The 19,330-nt window shown below is 62.1% G+C and carries 19 protein-coding genes; 12 read left to right on the top strand and 7 right to left on the bottom strand.

Going from position 1 to position 19,330, the window contains the following annotated elements; translation table 11 throughout:
• A complete protein-coding gene (locus tag HCZ30_RS10425; protein ID WP_167638230.1) occupies positions 1 to 423 on the bottom strand; it encodes a cupin domain-containing protein in 423 nt (140 codons plus the stop codon).
• Between the two features lie 146 nt (positions 424 to 569).
• Here HCZ30_RS10425 and HCZ30_RS10430 point away from each other — a divergent pair, with 146 nt between their 5' ends.
• Entirely contained in the window at positions 570 to 1,502 is a 933-nt protein-coding gene (locus tag HCZ30_RS10430) for a calcium-binding protein (RefSeq protein WP_167638231.1), read from the top strand.
• 189 nt (positions 1,503 to 1,691) lie between these two features.
• Entirely contained in the window at positions 1,692 to 2,645 is a 954-nt protein-coding gene (locus HCZ30_RS10435; protein ID WP_167638232.1) for a calcium-binding protein, read from the top strand.
• Positions 2,646 to 2,708: 63 nt separating this feature from the next.
• On the opposite strand, the gene eno is transcribed toward HCZ30_RS10435, so the two are convergent.
• From eno to tyrS, 3 genes are all read right to left on the bottom strand, one after another.
• Entirely contained in the window at positions 2,709 to 3,986 is a 1,278-nt protein-coding gene (gene eno / locus HCZ30_RS10440) for a phosphopyruvate hydratase (protein WP_167638233.1), read from the bottom strand.
• A gap of 43 nt (positions 3,987 to 4,029) precedes the next feature.
• Complete coding sequence (locus tag HCZ30_RS10445) at positions 4,030 to 4,920, bottom strand: DMT family transporter (RefSeq protein WP_167638234.1); 891 nt, start codon at positions 4,918 to 4,920, stop codon at positions 4,030 to 4,032.
• Between the two features lie 162 nt (positions 4,921 to 5,082).
• Positions 5,083 to 6,336: a tyrosine--tRNA ligase gene (gene tyrS / locus HCZ30_RS10450; protein ID WP_167638235.1), complete on the bottom strand. Its 1,254-nt coding sequence runs from the start codon at positions 6,334 to 6,336 to the stop codon at positions 5,083 to 5,085.
• Between the two features lie 63 nt (positions 6,337 to 6,399).
• Here tyrS and HCZ30_RS10455 point away from each other — a divergent pair, with 63 nt between their 5' ends.
• The 6 genes from HCZ30_RS10455 to HCZ30_RS10480 all read left to right on the top strand — a co-directional run bounded on the left by HCZ30_RS10455 (position 6,400) and on the right by HCZ30_RS10480 (position 12,717).
• Positions 6,400 to 7,500: an anhydro-N-acetylmuramic acid kinase gene (locus HCZ30_RS10455; protein ID WP_167638236.1), complete on the top strand. Its 1,101-nt coding sequence runs from the start codon at positions 6,400 to 6,402 to the stop codon at positions 7,498 to 7,500.
• 106 nt (positions 7,501 to 7,606) lie between these two features.
• The gene (locus HCZ30_RS10460; protein ID WP_167638237.1) at positions 7,607 to 8,194 is read left to right on the top strand and encodes an outer membrane protein; all 588 of its coding nucleotides are present in this window, start codon (positions 7,607 to 7,609) and stop codon (positions 8,192 to 8,194) included.
• Positions 8,195 to 8,291: 97 nt separating this feature from the next.
• On the top strand, positions 8,292 to 8,825 hold the full coding sequence (locus HCZ30_RS10465; RefSeq protein WP_167638238.1) for a DUF1697 domain-containing protein: 534 nt from the start codon (positions 8,292 to 8,294) through the stop codon (positions 8,823 to 8,825).
• 144 nt (positions 8,826 to 8,969) lie between these two features.
• Entirely contained in the window at positions 8,970 to 10,325 is a 1,356-nt protein-coding gene (gene cysS / locus HCZ30_RS10470) for a cysteine--tRNA ligase (protein WP_167638239.1), read from the top strand.
• A complete protein-coding gene (gene cimA / locus HCZ30_RS10475; protein WP_167638240.1) occupies positions 10,325 to 11,953 on the top strand; it encodes a citramalate synthase in 1,629 nt (542 codons plus the stop codon). The genes cysS and cimA overlap by 1 nt, the downstream gene beginning before the upstream one ends.
• Positions 11,950 to 12,717, top strand: coding sequence for a squalene/phytoene synthase family protein (locus HCZ30_RS10480; RefSeq protein ID WP_167638241.1), 768 nt, complete (start codon positions 11,950 to 11,952; stop codon positions 12,715 to 12,717). Before cimA ends, HCZ30_RS10480 begins: the two co-directional genes overlap by 4 nt.
• On the opposite strand, the gene HCZ30_RS10485 is transcribed toward HCZ30_RS10480, so the two are convergent.
• Genes HCZ30_RS10485 through cobA form a run of 3 tightly spaced genes read right to left on the bottom strand, consistent with a single transcriptional unit; the run spans position 12,718 to position 16,115 of the window.
• Complete coding sequence (locus HCZ30_RS10485) at positions 12,718 to 13,971, bottom strand: MFS transporter (protein WP_167638242.1); 1,254 nt, start codon at positions 13,969 to 13,971, stop codon at positions 12,718 to 12,720.
• Between the two features lie 36 nt (positions 13,972 to 14,007).
• On the bottom strand, positions 14,008 to 15,267 hold the full coding sequence (locus HCZ30_RS10490; protein WP_167638243.1) for a cobyrinate a,c-diamide synthase: 1,260 nt from the start codon (positions 15,265 to 15,267) through the stop codon (positions 14,008 to 14,010).
• Positions 15,264 to 16,115 (bottom strand): uroporphyrinogen-III C-methyltransferase, encoded by an 852-nt coding sequence (cobA, locus tag HCZ30_RS10495; RefSeq protein WP_167638244.1) that lies wholly within the window; start codon positions 16,113 to 16,115, stop codon positions 15,264 to 15,266. Before cobA ends, HCZ30_RS10490 begins: the two co-directional genes overlap by 4 nt.
• Before the next feature lie 97 nt (positions 16,116 to 16,212).
• On the opposite strand from cobA, the gene HCZ30_RS10500 reads away from it, so the two are divergent.
• Genes HCZ30_RS10500 through HCZ30_RS10515 form a run of 4 tightly spaced genes read left to right on the top strand, consistent with a single transcriptional unit; the run spans position 16,213 to position 19,251 of the window.
• Entirely contained in the window at positions 16,213 to 17,262 is a 1,050-nt protein-coding gene (locus HCZ30_RS10500) for a cobalt-precorrin-5B (C(1))-methyltransferase (protein WP_167638245.1), read from the top strand.
• Positions 17,259 to 17,969: a precorrin-6A reductase gene (gene cobK / locus HCZ30_RS10505; protein WP_167638246.1), complete on the top strand. Its 711-nt coding sequence runs from the start codon at positions 17,259 to 17,261 to the stop codon at positions 17,967 to 17,969. The genes HCZ30_RS10500 and cobK overlap by 4 nt, the downstream gene beginning before the upstream one ends.
• Complete coding sequence (locus tag HCZ30_RS10510; protein ID WP_167638247.1) at positions 17,966 to 18,589, top strand: DNA-3-methyladenine glycosylase family protein; 624 nt, start codon at positions 17,966 to 17,968, stop codon at positions 18,587 to 18,589. The genes cobK and HCZ30_RS10510 overlap by 4 nt, the downstream gene beginning before the upstream one ends.
• Positions 18,586 to 19,251 (top strand): alpha/beta hydrolase, encoded by a 666-nt coding sequence (locus tag HCZ30_RS10515; protein ID WP_167638248.1) that lies wholly within the window; start codon positions 18,586 to 18,588, stop codon positions 19,249 to 19,251. Before HCZ30_RS10510 ends, HCZ30_RS10515 begins: the two co-directional genes overlap by 4 nt.
• Positions 19,252 to 19,330: the final 79 nt, after the last annotated feature.

A 19,330-nucleotide genomic window follows, 5' to 3' on the forward strand; every position in this document is an offset into this window, starting at 1 on the left:
CTATTGAGGGATGTCGAACCCGTCGGGGGCGAGCACGAAGCCCGCGAACCGGAACGCAGGCGAGACGGTGCAGCCGACCAGCGTCCAGTCGCCGGTGCTCTCGGCGGCCTGCCATTCATGCGGCGCGACGATCAACTGCGGCGCGTCACCGGCCATGACATCCGGGCCAAGGCGGCGCGTGATTGCGGGGCCTTCGTCCGTGCCCGACGTGCGGAGCAGCAGCGGCGCGCCAGCGTAATAGTGCCAGATCTCGGCGGCATCGACCTTGTGCCAATGGCTCCGCTCGCCCGCCGCCAGCAGGAAATAGATGCAGGTGCCAGCGGGGCGTCCATCCCCGTCCGCGATCCACGTTTGGCGGTAATGCCCGCCCTCGGGGTGGGGTTTGAGGTCGAGTTTGCGGATGATGTCGGATGCTGTGGTCATGCCCGCATCCTGACCATGCGCGGCCGCTTCGGCAAGACTTTCGGGGCCGTTCCCAATACCGATGAGACCCGCGCCACCCCTGTGCCACGGTACAGTTCTTCGCCTCGCTCGCCCAGACTGGAGCCCGAGAGACATCGGATGTTGCAATGACAGTCATCAATTACATGGACGCCGACGCCAACCATTTCGCCAGCATCGCGGACGTGATCGACGGCGATACGTTCACGCCCTATCTGCTCTCCGACATGGCAATCGGGGGCATCACGGCGCGGGATTGGGTGGTTGTGACGTATGACGACACCGATTGGGGCATCGCCTTTGGCGGCTACAACTTCATGACCGACAGCGACGGCGCGCTCATAGCGGGCGCGATCACAACGCTCGTAGAGGGCGAGATGGACGGCAGCACCTTGAACGCGATTGGCAGTTTCTCGGACTTCCTGATTGACGCCGCGCAGTTGGTGAATGCGCTGAACGCGTCTGATTACTCCGACGAATACGATCTCCTGATGAGCCTTTTCGACAGTGACGACGAGATCACGCTGAAGTTCGACGGCGTGTATATGAAGGGCTTCCAAGGCAACGACACGATCAGAACGGGCCGCTACGACGACAGCCTTATGGGAGGTCTCGGCAATGACAAGATCATCGCGAACGGCGGCGACGATGTGCTCGACGGCGGTTTCGGCAACGACAAACTCGACGGCGGGAAGGGGGCCGACCACTTCTACGGCAACAAGGGCAAGGACACGATCAAAGTTGGTAAAGACCGAGATGTGGATCACGTCCACTATGGCGACGCCAATGAAAGTGCGGGCAATAAATACGACCGTGTGAAACAGTTCGACAGCGGCGAGGATGTGTTCGATTTTCGCGGCATGGACGGCGACGCCAGCACCAGTGAATTCGACGCACTGGAGTTCTCGGCTACGGCGGCGGCCAATGCGGTCTGGGTCGACAATTCCGGTAAACACGCGTGGGTCTATGCCGATGTCGACGGGGACGCGTCGGCTGATCTGAAGATCAAGGTTCTCAAGCAGGACGTCGTCGAGGGCGATTTCCTGTTCGAATACATCTGATCAGGGCAGATCACTGCCGTCTGCGCGCTGCATGGAAGGTCATGCGGCGCGCCGTTTCCAGTTGTGCGAAGAGGTACTTCATTTCCCCTGCTTGCATACGTTTGATAGCTTTTGCTGCCCCTTTGACCCTGCGCATCTCCGCTGCCCGTCTGGTTAAGTTGACCTAACGGAAAAATATGGAGCTACCCAATGGTCAAAGTGGTCTATACAGGCGTTGAATTCCCTGCCGATTTCTCGCTCGAAGCATTTGGCGAAGCCGATGAATTCCTGACATTCCTCGATTACAACTTCGATCTGGGCGGCGACAATGTCAGCGATGCCTTCGCGGCGGCCTTCTATGATTACGATTGGGCAGTCGCGTTCGGCGGCGAGAATTTCGTCATCGACAGTTCGAACATCCCGCAGTCGGGCACGATCACTGCGTTGATCGAAGCGGACATCTCGGGTGATGAACCGGCTATCATGGGCTACATCTACGGCCTTGATATCGACATTGCGGATCTGATCTCTGCGGTGCTCTCGCCCTCCACCGATGACGACGAAGCGATCCTTGAAAGCGTGTTCGCGGGCAACGACAACGTCCGCCTGATGTACGGCGATAACATGTTCTACGGCGCGGGAGGGAACGACAAGATCACCAGCGGCAACGGCGATGACTTCTTGATCGGCGGCAAGGGCAACGACAAGATCAAGTCCGGCAATGGCGACGACGTACTTTGGGGCGACGGCGGCAAGGACAAGCTGGACGGCGGGAAGGGCGCTGACGTGTTCTATTCCGGCGGCGGCAAGGATCTGATGGTCGCTGGCAAGGATCAGGACGAAGACGTCTTTGTGTTCTGGGAAACCAGCGACAGCGCCAACAACAAGAAGGCTGACAAGATCAAGCAGTTCGACAGCGGCACGGACAAGCTTGACTTCACCTGGATGGACGGCGACAGCACCACCGACGATTTCGAAACGCTGTTGATCTCGGAAACCGGCGCGGCGGCGAACTCGGTCTGGTGGAGCAATCAGGGCAAGCACGCCACTGTTTATGTCGATGTGGACGGTGATGCCGTCTCCGACATGCAGGTCATCGTGATGAAGACCGATCTGGACGTCGATGATTTCGGCGCAGGTTCATCCGACTGGCTTCTGGCCTAAACGGCCGCAAAACAAAAAAGCCCCGCAATCGCGGGGCTTTTCGTTTTTCGGGGTGGACCGAAATTACTTCTTCAGGATCGAGGTACCTGCGTATTCGGCAGTGGTGCCGAGCAGTTCTTCGATGCGGATCAGCTGGTTGTACTTGGCCAGACGGTCCGAACGCGACAGCGAGCCGGTCTTGATCTGACCGCAGTTGGTGGCAACTGCGAGGTCGGCGATGGTCGCGTCTTCGGTTTCGCCCGAGCGGTGCGACATCACGTTGGTGTAGCGCGCGCGGTGAGCCATATCGACGGCCTTCAGGGTCTCGGTCAGCGAGCCGATCTGGTTCACTTTGACGAGCATCGAGTTGGCAACGCCCTTTTCGATACCGTCAGCCAGACGGGCGGGGTTGGTCACGAAGAGGTCGTCACCAACGAGCTGGACCTTCTCGCCGATCTTGTCGGTGAGCAGCTTCCAGCCGTCCCAGTCGTCTTCTGCCATGCCGTCTTCGATCGAGATGATCGGGTAGTCGTTGCACAGCTCTGCGAGGTAGTCGGCGTTCTCTTCCGAAGTCAGCGACTTGCCTTCGCCCTTCATCTCGTACTTGCCGTCGACGTAGTATTCGGTCGAAGCGCAGTCGAGTGCGAGGAAGATGTCTTCGCCGGCTTTGTAGCCTGCCTTGTCGATCGCGGTGAGGATGAAGTCGAGTGCCTTGCGGGTCGATTCCAGTGCCGGAGCAAAGCCGCCTTCATCACCGATGCCGGTGTTGTAGCCAGCAGCCGACAGCTCTTTCTTCAGGGTGTGGAAGACTTCCGAACCCATGCGGATGGCTTCTTTCACGTTGTTTGCCGAAACCGGCATGATCATGAATTCCTGAATGTCGATCGGGTTGTCGGCGTGTTCGCCGCCGTTGATGATGTTCATCATCGGAACGGGCAGAACGCGGGCCGAGGTGCCGCCGATGTAGCGGTAGAGCGGCTGGCCGGTGAACTCGGCAGCGGCCTTGGCAACGGCGAGCGAGACGCCGAGGATCGCGTTGGCGCCCAGACGGCCCTTGTTCGCGGTGCCGTCGAGTTCGATCATGGCATTGTCGATTTCGACCTGCTCCAGCGCGTCGTAACCGACGAGAGCTTCTGCGATTTCGCCGTTCACGGCAGCAACTGCTTCCAGAACGCCCTTGCCGAGGTAGCGCGACTTGTCGCCGTCACGCTTTTCGACGGCTTCGTGTGCGCCGGTCGAAGCGCCCGACGGAACGGCGGCGCGGCCCATGGTGCCGTCTTCGAGCGTGACGTCGACTTCGACGGTGGGGTTACCGCGGCTGTCGAGGATTTCTCGTGCGTGGATGTCGATGATGATGCTCATGAGACGTATCCTTGTCGGTCAATAAAATAAAGTTTCGCGAGTGCTATACCCGTACACTTGACGATAGGGAAGCGCGGCGCGCCCGGGACTCGCGATAGAACGTATAGATTCCGGACATGACAATAATCGCACAGCCCACCAGCATGTGGAGTTCCAGCGTCTCGGCAAATACTACAGCACCCACTGTTAGCGCAAACAGAATCCGCGTGTAACGGAAAGGAGCAACCACAGCGAGCTCTCCGATCCGGCTCGCGAGGATCAGAAGATAGTAGGCGACGACCCCGATAGAGATGCAGGCGAGCAGGTACACATACTCGATCCCGCGCGGCACAACGGGCGTTTCGCCTTGCAGCACCATCATCGTCGCGCCGAGCGGAATGATTGTCACAAAGCCATAGGCCGCCAATTGCAGCGAGTGGATCTGGCCGCGCAGCGGGCGGGTGATGACATCGCGCGATCCGAGGCCGAGCACCGCGACCAGCGCCAGAAGCGCCAGCGGATCAACGCCCGACGGCTGCGGGTTGATGATGATCACCACACCGATAAAGCCAACGAAAATAGCGGTCCAACGGCGCCAGCCGACCTGCTGGCCAAGGAACAGCGCACCGCCCATCGTGACGACCAGCGGCAGCGCCTGCATGATCGCGGAAGTCGTCGAAATCTCGCCGAGCGTGAACGCCGCGACGAAAGCGCCTGTGCCGACGAACTCGGCAATGTTGCGCAGGACCACGCCGCGTTCGAAGAACACGCGGCTGAACAGCGGCACACCCTGACGGCGGAGCGCGACCCAATACAGTAGCACGCCGCCGACGCCGAGGATCATCAGAACCTCGCCCGCAGGCAGGTGGGCGGAAAGCAGTTTGATGAACATGTCTTCGATGGCGAAGCCGAGCATCGCCAAGACCATGAGAATGGAACCGCGAACGTTGTCCATAAATCGACCTTTTGGAAAATATCTTGTGCCAAGCCTTAGCGGGTTCGGACGTGCGGCAAAAGGTCCGCCTTTGCCTTGCGGACTGCATAGGCGCACAAACCGCCCGCAGAACGCAAAACGCCGCCCCCGAAGGAGCGGCGTTTGAATTGGTTTTCGCTCGGATCAGCCCAGCGTGACGAGCGCGTGGCGCTTCTTGCCCGCCGAAAGCTTCAGCGGCTCGCCCAGATCGGCGGCCGAGAACATGCGGCCCGCATCGGTGCAGGTCTCGTCGTTCACCTTCAGACCGCCGTCACCGATCAGGCGCTTGCCTTCCTTGCCGGTCTTGGCGAGGCCCGAACGCACCACGAGCTGCGCGAGCGAGATGCCGTCAGTGACTTCGGCTGCCGGAATGCTCAGGGTCGGCAGGTCGTCACCGACGCCGCCCTTTTCGAACACTTCACGCGCGGTGGCTTCGGCGGCTTTCGCAGCCTCGGCACCGTGCAGCAGCGCGGTCACTTCGTTGGCGAGGATGATCTTCGCCTCGTTAATCTCCGATCCGCCCAGCGCGCCAAGACGCTCGCACTCTTCCACGGGAAGTTCTGTGTAGAGCTTGAGGAACCTGCCGGTGTCCGCGTCGGTGGTGTTGCGCCAGAACTGCCAGAACTCGTAGGCGGACAGCAGGTCTTCGTTCAGCCAGATCGCGCCGTTCTGCGTCTTGCCCATCTTCTTGCCGTCCGAAGTGGTCAGCAGCGGAGTGGTCAGGCCGAAGATCTGGTGATCCAGAACGCGGCGGGTCAGGTCGATACCGTTGACGATGTTGCCCCACTGGTCCGAGCCGCCGAACTGCACCAGACAGCCGTAGCGGCGGTTCAGTTCGAGGAAGTCATAAGCCTGAAGGATCATGTAGTTGAATTCGAGGAACGACAGCGACTGTTCACGGTCGAGGCGCGATTTCACCGACTCGAACGACAGCATCCGGTTCACCGAGAAGTGGCGACCGATATCGCGCAGGAACTCGAGGTAGTTCAGACCATCGAGCCATTCCGCGTTGTTCAGCATCAGCGCGCCGTTCGGCGTGGTGTCATCGTAGTCGATGTAGGCCGAGAAGACCTTTTTGATGCCGGCGATGTTCTCGTTGATCTTGTCGTCGGTCAGCAGCGGGCGTTCGTCCGCACGGAACGACGGGTCGCCCACCTTGGTGGTGCCGCCGCCCATGAGGGTGATCGGCTTGTGACCTGTCTTTTGCAGCCAACGCAGGGTCATGATCTGGATCAGCGAGCCGACGTGCAGCGAACTCGCTGTCGCGTCGAAGCCGATATATCCCGGAACCACCCCTTTGCTTAGTTCCTCGTCGAGGCCCTGATAATCCGTGCAGTCCGCGAGGAAGCCGCGTTGCATCATGACATTCATGAAGTCGGATTTGGGATGGTACGTCATCATTTCGTCCTTGGTTTGAGTACGGGGCACTCTATAAGCGTGGTAATGGACAAGGGAAAGCCAATGTTGAAGGCAGGGGCAGTCAAAGCGCTTGGCGCTATGTCCGGAACGTCACTCGACGGCGTCGATGCCGCAGTGATCGAGACGGACGGGACTGAGATTTTATCGTTCGGAGAGGCCGCATTCCGGCCCTACACCACAGAAGAAACCGCCATCCTGCGCGCCGCATTGGGCAAATGGCAGGGCGATGCGCTTGTTGCCGCCGCAGAGGTGGTTGAAACTGCGCATTGCGAGATCCTCGAAGGTTTCGCGGACGTCGATCTGATTGGCTTTCACGGCCAGACCGTCGCCCATGAACCGCGCGGACGCGGAACGCTGCAAATCGGGGATGGCGGGCTGCTGGCGGCTGCGCTGGAAAAGCCGGTCGTCTGGGACTTCCGCAGCGCCGATGTGAAGCTCGGGGGCGAAGGCGCACCGCTTGCGCCGTTCTACCATTTCGCACTGGCCAAGTTCATCGGCGCGACCGAGCCGGTCGCTTTCCTGAACCTCGGCGGTGTTGGCAACATCACCTGGGTCGATCCCGACTACGACGAACCGGAGGAAGAGGGCGCTTTGCTGTCCTTCGACACCGGCCCCGCGAATGCGCCTGTGAACGACCTGATGACCGCGCGGCTCGGCCTGTCTCATGACGAGGACGGCGCGCTGGCGGCGCAAGGCAATGTGGACGATGATATTGTAGCGAACTTCCTTGAGCATCGGTACTTCTACCGCCTGCCGCCCAAGTCGCTCGACCGCGACCAGTTCAAAGGTCTGAGCGATGCCGTAGCGGACCTCAGCGACGCTGACGCTGCGGCAACCCTTACGGCTTGTTCCGTGATGGCGGTCGTTCAAGGGCTGCAATACTGCCCGACCGAGCCCACAAAGATGCTCGTCTGCGGCGGCGGGCGGAAAAATGCCACGCTGATGAAGATGCTCCAAGCGGCGATGGATTGCGAGGTTCTGCCGGTCGAGGACGTGGGCCTCGACGGTGACATGCTGGAGGCGCAAGCCTTTGCATACTTGGCTGTTCGCGTGGCGCGGGGGCTGCCGACATCCTGCCCGTCGACCACGGGCGTGAAGGCAGCTGTAGGTGGTGGAACGGTGAGCACCCCACCCAAGGGTTGATGTATTTTTACCACATCACAAACTATCGATGGAACAGCCGGAACTGATCGCCGCGCTGCCGCATTTCCCTTTCCGAACACGGGTTCACACCCAGAAAGGAAATACAATGTTCATCAAAAATATTCTGCTCGCCTCCACTGCTGTTGCTACCCTCGCTGGTCCGGCTCTGGCTGGCGGCATGGCTGCTCCCGCACCGGTCCAAGACGTGGTCGTGGTCGAGCCCGCACCGGTTATGGGTATGGATTGGACCGGTGGTTACGCCGGTCTGTCGCTGGGCTACGCTGACGTCACTGACGAAGACGAAGCCGACGGCGCATCCTACGGTGCATTCGCGGGTTACCAGTACGACATGGGTTCGTGGGTTGTCGGTGGTGAAGTCTCCTATGACGGCTACGACATCGAAGACGGCAACAACTCGGTCGACAGCGAAATGGCTGCCAAAGTCCGCGTTGGTTACGATGCCGGCCAGTGGCTGCCCTACGCAACCGCAGGTGTCTCGCAGCTGAACACCACCATCGGCGGCACCGAGTACGAAGATGACGGTTACGTCTACGGTATCGGTACCGACTACGCTTGGAACGACAGCTGGACCGTTGGTGCAGAAGTCCTCAAGCACGAATACGAAGACTACGCAGGTTCGGGCGACGATATCGACATGACGTCGGTTGCTGTTCGCGCCAGCTTCAACTTCTAATCCGGTCCTCAGACTGGATGGCAGGCCGCGCTTTTGCGCGGCCTGTTGCGTTTTAAGAAGCCGTTTGCCACGCTGCCCGCAACCAGAGGGGGCGGATATGCAGGCATACGTGGCGCTACTGCGCGGCATCAACGTCGGCGGCAACAACAAGGTGCCGATGGCGGAACTGAAGGCGCTTGCGGCAACCTTGGGCTGGCAGAACGCAAAGACATATATCGCGTCTGGCAACATGACATTCGCAGCGGAAGAGGCAGACGCTGCGGCTCTGCAATCGGCGATGAAGTCCGCATTCGGCCTCGATATCCCGACGCTCGTTTATGACCGCGAGACCTTTGACGCGCTGGCCAATAGCTGCCCCTTCGACCCCGAACAGGGCAAGCACGTCCACGGCTTCTTCTGCTTCTCTAGGCCGACCGTCGACCAGGACGCGCTCGCTCAGTTTAAGGCGGAAAGCGAAACGCTCACGGCATCTGGGCAGATTGTCTGGCTCCATGCCCCCGACGGTATCGGCCGCTCCAAACTGGTCGAAAAGATGCACAAGGTCACCACGGGCACCGACACCACGGCTCGTAACCTCAACACCATTCGCAAGCTGCAAGAAATGCTGGACCAGACCGCAGACGGGTGCTAACCCTTTGCACATGAAGAGCAACGCAATCATCATTTGCTGCATTATTACCTGCTGACAAAGTCACGCGGGCCGCTCTTTCACGTTTCCACCGAACAGGATAGTTGCTAAAGCCCGCAGGCGAAAACCGTGCGCGAGAGAGGCCGTATGACGACGATCCGACTCCACAATACCAAGTCCCGCAAGAAAGAGGACTTCGTACCGATCGACCCGCAGAATGTGCGCATGTACGTCTGTGGCCCGACGGTCTACGACCGCGCCCACCTTGGCAACGCGCGTCCCGTTCTGGTGTTCGATATTCTCTATCGCCTGCTGCGCCACGTTTATGGCGAAAAATCCGTGACTTACGTGCGGAACTTCACGGACGTCGATGACAAGATCAACGCCCGCGCTGCCGCCACGGGCCGCCCGATCCGCGACATCACCGACGAGACGATCGGCTGGTATCACGACGATATGGACAGCCTCGGCGCGATGCGCCCCGATCAGGAACCCCGCGCGACCGAGTGGATTGGTGCGATGATCACCATGATCGAGGATCTGATCGCCAAGGGCCACGCTTACGAAAAAGAGGGCCACGTCCTGTTCCGCGTCCGCTCATACGAAAACTACGGCGCGCTGTCTGGCCGCTCGGTCGATGATATGATCGCGGGTGCGCGGGTCGAGGTCGCTCCGTTCAAGGAGGACCCGATGGACTTCGTCCTCTGGAAGCCGTCCGATGCCGACACCCCCGGTTGGGACAGCCCGTGGGGCTATGGCCGTCCGGGGTGGCACATCGAATGCTCCGCCATGTCCTATGAGCTGCTCGGCGCGTCCTTCGACATCCACGGCGGCGGCAACGACCTCCAGTTCCCGCACCACGAAAACGAGATCGCCCAAAGCTGCTGCGCCCACCCCGAGGGCGGCTTTGCCAACTACTGGCTGCACAACGAGATGCTTCAGGTCGAGGGCAAGAAGATGTCCAAGTCGCTGGGCAACTTCTTCACCGTCCGCGACCTGCTGGATCAGGGCATCCCCGGAGAGGTCGTGCGTCTGGTGATGCTCGGCACTCACTACGGCAAGCCGATGGACTGGACCGACAAGAAGCGCGCCGAGGCGGAGCAGACGCTGCGCAACTGGCGTAACCTGACCGCCGATGTGGACGTGGGCGAGGTCGACGCCGAACTGGTCGACACGCTGGCCGATGACCTGAACACCGCCGGTGCCATCGCGCGCCTGTACGTTCTGGCCAAAGGCGACGCGGCCACGTTTAAAGCCTCCGCGCGGTTCATGGGTTTCCTGACAGACGAACTGGGCGAATGGGCAGCGGGCGTCGATCTGACCGCCTATGCCGACAAACTCGCCGCTGTCCGTGCCGCGGCGATGGAAACGAAGGACTTCAGCGCGGTCGACGCGTTGAAGAAAGCGCTGATGGACGCGGGCGTCGAGGTCCGCATGTCCAAGGCAGGCGTTGAACTGTTACCCGGTGCCGGATTTGACGCCGCCAAGTTGGAGGGCCTCTGATGTCCAAGGAAAAGCTGTATCTCTACGACACCACGCTGCGTGACGGTCAGCAGACCCAAGGCGTGCAATTCTCGACCGCGGAAAAGCAGAAGATCGCGACCGCGCTGGACAAGCTGGGCGTTGATTACATCGAAGGCGGCTGGCCCGGTGCGAACCCGACCGACAGCGATTTCTTCAACGCTGTGCCGGACCTGAACACGGCCACGCTCGCCGCCTTTGGCATGACCAAACGGGCAGGGCGCTCGGCTGAAAATGACGACGTTCTGGCCGCCGTAATGAACGCGAACACGCCCGCCGTCTGTCTGGTCGGCAAGACCCACGATTTCCACGTGAGCACCGCGCTCGGCATCACGCTCGAAGAAAACACCGAGAACATCCGCGCATCCGTCGCGCATGTCGTCAAATCGGGCCGCGAGGCGCTGTTTGACGCGGAGCATTTCTTTGACGGTTACAAGGCCAACGCACCCTACGCCATTGAGGCGATCAAAGCGGCCTACGACTCCGGTGCGCGCTGGATCGTGCTCTGCGACACCAACGGCGGCACGCTGCCCCACGAGGTGCGCGAGATCGTCGGCAAGGTGATCGAGGCGGGCATCCCTGGCGATCACCTTGGCATCCATACCCACGATGACACCGGCCACGCGGTCGCCAATTCGCTGGCCGCTGTCGATGCAGGCGCGCGCCAGATCCAAGGCACGCTGAACGGTCTGGGCGAGCGGTGCGGCAACGCCAACCTCACCACGATCATCCCGACGTTGCTGCTCAAAGAGCCGTACAAGTCGGCCTATGAGACGGGCATCACCGAAGAGGCGCTCGCCGGTATCCGCAAGGTGTCGCGCCTTCTGGACGACATTCTGAACCGCGTTCCGGCGAAACAGGCGCCCTATGTCGGCGCCTCGGCCTTCGCGCACAAGGCGGGTCTGCACGCGTCGGCAATCCTCAAGGACCCGAGCACTTACGAGCATATCGAGCCGAACCTCGTCGGCAACAGCCGCATCATCCCGATGTCCAATCAGGCAGGCCAGTCGAACCTGCGCCGCCGTCTGGCCGACGCTGGCTTCGACGTCGATCCCAAAGATCCCGCGCTGCCGCGTCTTCTGGACGAAATCAAGGAACGCGAGGCGCTCGGCTATTCCTACGACACCGCGCAGGCGTCGTTCGAACTGCTGGCCCGCGAGATGCTGTTCGAGCCGCGTCCGTTCTTTGACGTGGACCGCTACCGCGTGATCTCCGAACGCCGCCGCAATGCGAAAGGCGAGGTCGTGACCGTGTCAGAAGCCGTGGTTTCCGTCTGGATTGGCACCCAGAAAGTCACCAGCTTCTACGAGAACGATCAGGCCGACCGCGAAGAGGACGCAGGCCCCGTGAACGCTCTGTCGAACGCGCTGGCCAAGGACCTCGGTCCCTATCAGGCGATCATCGAGGACATGGAGCTCGTCGACTTCAAGGTGCGTATCACCAACGGCGGCGTCGAAGCTGTGACCCGCGTCATCATTGATTTCGAGGACTCGACGGGCCGCCGTTGGTCCACCGTCGGCGTGAAGCAGAACATCATCGACGCGTCCTTCGAGGCGCTGCTCGACGCGGTGAACTGGAAGCTCTTCCGCGACGGAGCCGTGGCCGTATGACGCTGACCGCTTGCGCCGAACTGGTTGAAAAGGGCGATCCGGACCGCTTTCTCGCTGCGATGTCCGCACCGCCCGAGGCGCGCGAGCGGCTATTCCCGCTCTACGCCTTCAACCTCGAAATCGCGAAGGCACCGTGGATCACCAAGGAGCCGATGATCGCGCAGATGCGGCTTCAGTGGTGGCAGGATATTGTCGGTGAAGCGGCCGAGGGCGCAGAGCCCCGCGCGCACGAAGTCGCCGGCCCGCTCGCCTCGGTCATCCAGTCGGCCCAGCTGCCGGTGTCGGTTTTCTCGACCATGATCACCGCGCGGTACTGGGACCTGAACGGCGATCTGTTCACCTCCGAAGAAGACGTGATCGGCCACATCGACCGCAGTGCGGGCAGCCTGATGGTGCTTGCCGCGCTGGCTCTGGGAGCCTCCGAGGATCAGGAAGCAGACATCCGCGAGGCGGCCATCGCTAGCGGCATCGCCAACTGGTTCATGGCCGTGCCGGCGGTTGAGGCGGCAGGCCGCAAGCCCTTCGCCCACGGCACGCTGGCCGAGGTGAAGAATATTGCGGACTACGGTTTGCGGATGCTGGACAAGCAGCAGTCAACCGATTTCGGTGCGGCGACCCCCGCGCTGCGTGCCGGATGGCGTGCGCGTGCGCTGCTGAAAAAGGCGATCGCCGACCCGCAGGCAGTGCCTGAAGGTCGGCTCGATACGTCGGAGTTCCGGCGCAAGGGCAGCCTCATGCTCAAGGCTGCTGCGGGCCGCTGGTAATTAGCCCTTCGGCTTGAACGCCAGCCAGATCAGCGCGCCGCCGGCGAGCGTCAGAAACGGCACCATCGCGAGGTTGACGGCGGTCCAGCCGTCAATCGCCGCGCCGCCCGAACAGTTCATCAGACCGCCCGATGCGACTGACGCCACAGTCACTCCGCCGAATACAAGGAGGTCATTGAGGCCCTGAATGATGCCGCGTTCCTGCGGGGCGTGCGATTTCGCGAGCAGCGTGGTCGCGCCGATAAAGCCGAAGTTCCAGCCCACGCCCAGCAGGATCAGCCCCGCATAGAAGCTGAAGAGCGACGGCGCCGCAGCCTCGTCCGCCAATTGCACGCCTGCCAGCGCGGCAAAGCCTGCGGCTGCGAGGATGACCAGACCGATGCTCATGATGCGGATTACTCCGAAACGGGCGATCAGGTGGCCGGTAAAGAACGACGGGACGAACATAGCGAGGACGTGGGCCGTCACGATGTTGTTCGCCTGCTCGGTCCCGTAGCCGCAGCCGACGACCGCGAGCGGCGTGGACGTCATAACGAGGTTCATCAGCGCGTAGCTGACCATGCCGACGATGATCGCGACGACGATCGACTGGTCGCGTAACATTTCCTTGCGGGAGCGCGGCGCGGGCAGGGCGGCAACGCTTTCGGGCGCGCGGCGGCTGCCTTTGGGCAGGTCGAGACCGAGGAACAGGAAGAGACCGAACAGGTTAATCCCGATGATAATCAGGTAGCTGGTGAGGAACGGGATGTAGCTCATCGTGCCGCTGGCGAAGTTATTGAGCTGCGGCCCAACGATGGCGGACACGAGGCCCCCCGCCATAACGTAGGAAATCGCCTTGGGTTTGAAGTCGTCCGACGCGGTGTCCGTCGCTGCAAAGCGGAAGAAACCCTGCGAGGACTGGTAGATACCCGTGAGGTACGACCCGATCAGGAAGATCGCGAAATTACCGAGGTAAAGACCCGCCGCCGAGATCATCGCGCCGATCATGCCCGCCGTCGCGCCCAGCATAAATCCTGACTGGCGACCGTATTTCTGCATGAACGGCGACAGCCACGGCGCGGTGGTCATGGACCCGAAAACGATCATCGAAATCGGGAGCGTCGCGAAGCACGCATTTGAGGCAAGCTGCTTACCTGCCAGACCGCCGATCGCGAAAATCATCGGCATCTGGGCGCCCAGCAGCGCTTGGGCGATGACCAGTACGGTCACGTTGCGTTTGGCGCGGGCGTCGTTCGTCAAAACAGAGTCGGTCATCGTTACCTCGAAATATGGCCCGACCTTCTTAAGCCTTTATGAACGCGGATCAATCAGGTGCGCGAAGGAACCGTATGCGCGACCTTGTCGCAATCCCATAGGTGGCTGCGCGTTGCCCTCTGCATCCTTGGCGGTAAAGAGCGGCTCGCCCTCGGCCTTCAGCGTCGTAGCGTAGTGGAATTCGTGCGCGGCCCAGTGGCCGGTGAACGGGCCGCGCTCTGCGTGGACACCGCGGTAGCCGAGGTGGAGCTTGCGCTTGGCAAACGAGGTCTCCAGCCGCAGAAGGCCCGCCATCTCGTGACGTGTTCCCTCGGCATCGGTGAGGCCATCGCCCAGCACCATGTATCCGCCGCATTCACCATATATATCAGTGGTTTCAGCGGCACTCTTAAGGCTTGCAATGAAACCCGTCAGCTGGCCAGCATAAAGCTCGGGATAACCGCCCGGAAGGTAAATCAGGTCCGCCTCGGGGATCGGGTCATTGGCGAGCGGAGAGAACAGACGCACCTCGGCGCCCGCGCTCTGCCAATCCTGCAAGAGGTGCGGATAGCTGAACGCGAATGCGCGGTCGCGGGCGACGGCGATGCTCTGGGCGGGTGGCTGAATAGGTGTACGGCGCGCTTGGGGGAGCGGCTCGGCCAGCGCGGTCAGGGCATCCACATCAACCGACCCAGCGACATGATCGGCGGCGAGGTCGAGGAACGCTTCCAGATCGGTGCGCTCTTCGGCTTGGACCAAACCCAGATGGCGCGAAGGGGTCACGATCCCCGTTTGCCGCATCACGGCGCCGAGGACGGGAATGCCCATCGGCTCGAGCGCGTGGCGGAGCATCGTTTCGTGGCGCGGACTGCCGACCTTGTTCAGGATCACTCCGCCGATGCGGACGTCGGGCGCAAAGCCCGCGAAGCCAGCGACGAGCGGAGCAATCGACCCCGCCATGCTCGCCGCATCGACGATCAGAACGACGGGCAGACCGAGGTGACGGGCGAGGTCGGCGGTTGCGCCGCGTCCATCAGGCGGCGCGCCGTCGAACAGGCCCATCGCGCCCTCGATCAGCATCAGATCGTCGCCCCACGCGATGCCCTTGATCCGCTCCGGCGTCATCGCCCAAGCGTCGAGGTTCAGGCACGGCTGGCCCGTGGCGGCCTCATGGAAACGCGGGTCGATATAGTCGGGGCCGGACTTGCCGCTGCGCACGGGGATACCCATGCGCGCCAAGGCCCGCAGGATGCCGAGTGTAATCGTGGTTTTGCCCGAACCGGAGGCCGGAGCCGCGAGGATCAGCCCAGCGCTCATGCGCTTTCGGCAGGCTTGCCGCGGCCCAGCGGATCGAGGTTGCGCGGCGCTTCACCGTTGGCCATGCCTTGCCAATCGAGCACCTGACGCATCAGCACCGAACGGCCGACGCAGATGATCGCGGGCGGCTCTAGTCCGGCGGCGGCGATGTCGGCCTCGATGGTGCCGAGCGTCGTCTCCAACACCTGTTGGTTCTTGGTCGTGGCGTTCGTCACCACGGCAACGGGTTCGCTTGCGGGGCGGCCCGCATTGCGCAGCGACTCGGTGATCTGGGCGATGTGCTTCATGCCCATGTAGATCACGAGGACCTGCGAGCCCTTGCTGATCGCTTCCCAATCGAGCGATTGCGGCGTGTTGCCCGACTGGTCGTGACCCGTGACAAACGTGACCGACTGGTTCACATCGCGGTGGGTAACGGGTACGCCAGCGTAGGCCAGGCCGCCGATGCCTGCGGAAATGCCGGGGATGATGCGGACAGGAACGCCGTGCTGGACGAGCGTCTGGGCTTCCTCACCGCCGCGACCGAAAACGAACGGGTCGCCGCCCTTGAGGCGGAGAACGCGTTTGCCCTCTTTGGCGAGGTCCACGAGGCGCAGGGAGATGTCGCGCTGCTTGGCCGACGGCTTGCCGCCGCGCTTGCCTGCGTAGACGTGCTCGGCCTGCGGAGCCCAGCTCAGGATCGCCTCATCAACCAGCGCGTCATAGATCACCACGTCTGCCTGACGCAGCGCGTTGACGGCATGGAGCGTCAGCAGACCCGGATCACCCGGACCAGCGCCGCAAAGCCATACCCAACCGGGTTTCATTTCGGGCCAGTCGTGGCCGGGAAGTTTGAGCGATTCATCCATGCGGTGCTTATGCCCCGACAGATCGGTTTGGAAAAGTCGACAAACGACGCAATTCGCCGGATTGGCGGCGGCTCGCACAATGCATATAGTCCGCCTCATGACGCGCAAACCCGATGGACCGTTGCGCCGTGGCTGGACCACGGGCGCTTGTGCAACCGCCGCCACAAAGGCGGCGTTGATGCGTTTGTGGGGCGGTGAATGGCCGTCCAGCGTCGGGATTACACTGCCGCGCGGAGAGACGCCGGTGTTCGAACTGGCCCACACCGAGGCAGGTGACGGCTGGGCCGAAGCGGGCATCATCAAGGACGCGGGCGACGACCCCGACGTGACCCACGGCGCGTTGATCATCGCGCGGGTCGAGGCGTCCTCGGGCGGCGTTCAGTTCAAAGGCGGGCAGGGCGTCGGCACCGTGACCAAGGCGGGTCTGCCCATCGGCGTCGGCGAGCCTGCGATCAATCCCGTGCCCCGCGCCATGATGGATGAAATTGTCGCCGAGATGGCCAGCGAGTACGGGCAGTCGCCCGACATCCAGATCACCGTTTCCGTGCCGAAGGGCGAAGAACTGGCCAAGAAAACATGGAACCCGCGCCTCGGGATTGTCGGCGGGATTTCGATCCTCGGGACGACGGGTGTGGTGAGGCCGTTCTCTTGCGCCGCATGGATTGCGTCGATCCATCGCGGGGTTGATGTGGCCGTGGCGAACGGCATTCCGCATGTGGCGGGGTGCACGGGCGCGACCTCCGAGACGGTGGTTCAGGGGCTCTATGATCTGCCCGATTTCGCGATGCTCGATATGGGCGATTTTGCGGGCGGGATGCTGAAGTACCTCAGGAAATACGATGTGCCGCGCCTGACTATCGGCGGAGGTATCGGAAAGCTGGCAAAGCTGGCGCAGGGTGCGGTCGATCTGCACTCGGGCCGTTCGCAGGTCGATTTCGATATGCTTGCCGACTGGATGGGCGACGACCGCCTGCGGACCGCCAACACCACGCTCGAAGCCTACCAGATCGCGGGCGCTCCGCTGGCGCAGACCATCGCGGACAAGGCGCGGAAGCAGGCTGCGCAAATGCTCGGCGATGCGCCTACCGCCGTGGATATCGTCGTGATAGACCGCGCGGGAAATATCCTAGCGCGGAGCAATCCATGATCCTGCTATTGGCCGGAACGACCGAGGCCAGAAAACTGTCGTGGCTGCTGAACGACTACGGGCTTGAGGCGATGGCCTCGCTCGCTGGTGAAACGTCCGAACCCGCGAAACTCGGCATTCCCACGCGGGTGGGCGGCTTTGGCGGCGCGATGGCGTTTCGCGCTTTCCTCGACGACAACAAAATCAGCGCGGTTGTCGACGCCACGCATCCGTTTGCCGTCAGCATCACGCGCCGCACTGCCCGTATTTGCGAGGAAAAGGGCGTTCCCTACATGCAGCTCGAACGCCCGATGTGGGAGCCCGAGCCCGACGACGAATGGTGGTTCGTTGGCGATCTGGCCGAGGCGGGAAAGCACATTCCCGAAGGCGCAAAGGTGTTTGCCGCTGTGGGCCGTAAGGCCGCAGAAGAGCTCGATCTGCCGAACCGCGAGCTTTACGTGCGCACCGTTGATCCGCAGGAAGACACCGACACCATCAAGTTCATCACCGGTCGCCCGCCGTTTGCGCAGGCCGAAGAGGTGGAACTGTTCAAATCGCTCGGTATCGACTGGCTGATCGCCAAGAACTCCGGCGGGGCGACTGACGGCAAACTGCTGGCTGCGCGCGAACTCCACATGCCCGTTCTGATGCAGAGCCGCCCCAAAGCGCCCGTGACGCAGTGCCGCGAGCGGGTGCAGGATGTGCTCGATTGGCTGCTTGACCTATGAGGCTGATCGAGAGCGATAACTGCGTCCTCGAAGGCGTCGAATGGCTGGCAAAGTCCGAGCCGCGCTTTGCCTACGCCTACGAACAGACGGGCCCGCTGCCGCTGCGCCTTCGGCCCGACGGGTTCGACCGTTTGCTGTCCGCGATCGTAAGTCAGCAGGTCAGCGTGGCGTCGGCCACCGCGATCTGGAACAAGCTCGAAGTGGCGGGGATGACCTCGCCCGCGTTGATCCTCCAGACCAGCGACGAAGACCTCCGCGCACTTGGGCTGTCGCGGCAGAAGGCCCGCTATGCCCGCGCCTTGGCCGAGGCGGACATCGACTACATCGCGCTGCGCGAAATGCCGACCGATGACGTGGTGAAAACGCTCGTAGCCGTGCCTGGTATCGGTATCTGGACGGCAGAGATTTACGCGATGTTCGCGCTCGGCCACGCGGACGTGCTGCCTGCGGGCGATCTGGCGCTTCAGGAAGCTGCCCGTATTCTGTTCGAACATGACGAACGGCCCAAGGAAAAGGCGTTCCGCACCATGGGCGACGCTTGGGCACCGTGGAGATCCGTTGCAGCGCGGCTTCTGTGGGCCTACTACGCTGTGGCAAAAGAGAGAGAAGGTATCCGATGACACGCGCACTTCAGGCAGACAAACGCGATCCGCTTTCGGGCGAACTCCGCTCCGCAGTGGTGTTCCTGCACGGCTACGGCGCCAACGGTGCCGACCTCCTAGGCCTTGCCGATCCGCTGGCAGAGCACATGCCCGACACCATGTTCATCGCACCCGATGCCCCCGAGAACTGCAACGGCGCGCCCTTCGGTTTCCAGTGGTTCCCGATCCCGTGGATCGACGGATCGAGCGAAGAGGAATCGCGCGAGGGTCTCTATCGCGCCGCTGGCGATCTGAATGCTTTCCTTGATGGCATCATGGTCGACTACGATCTGCTGCCCGAGCAGGTCATGCTGTTCGGTTTCAGCCAAGGCACCATGATGTCGCTGCATGTCGCCCCGCGCCGCGAGGACGCTGTGGCAGGCATCGTCGCGTTTTCGGGCCGTCTGCTTGAGCCGGAACTGCTGGAGGACGAGGTCCAGTGCAAGCCGCCGGTCCTGCTGGTTCACGGCGACATGGACGATGTCGTCCCGCCCCAATCGCTGCCCGAAGCCGCCGAAGCGCTGCAAAAGGCCGGTTGGAAAGAGGTTTACGCCCACATCATGAAGGGCACCGCCCACGGCATCGCGCCGGACGGTCTTCAGGTGGCGCTGGCCTTCATGCGCGAGCGCCTCGGCTACTAAGCTGCCACGTTTTTCAGCACTCTATACAGCGTGACGTCATATAGGCGTCACGTTACCGTTTTATCCGTTCAGTCAGCGC

The organism is Marivivens donghaensis, from assembly GCF_011806565.1.
Classification (GTDB): domain Bacteria; phylum Pseudomonadota; class Alphaproteobacteria; order Rhodobacterales; family Rhodobacteraceae; genus Marivivens; species Marivivens donghaensis_A.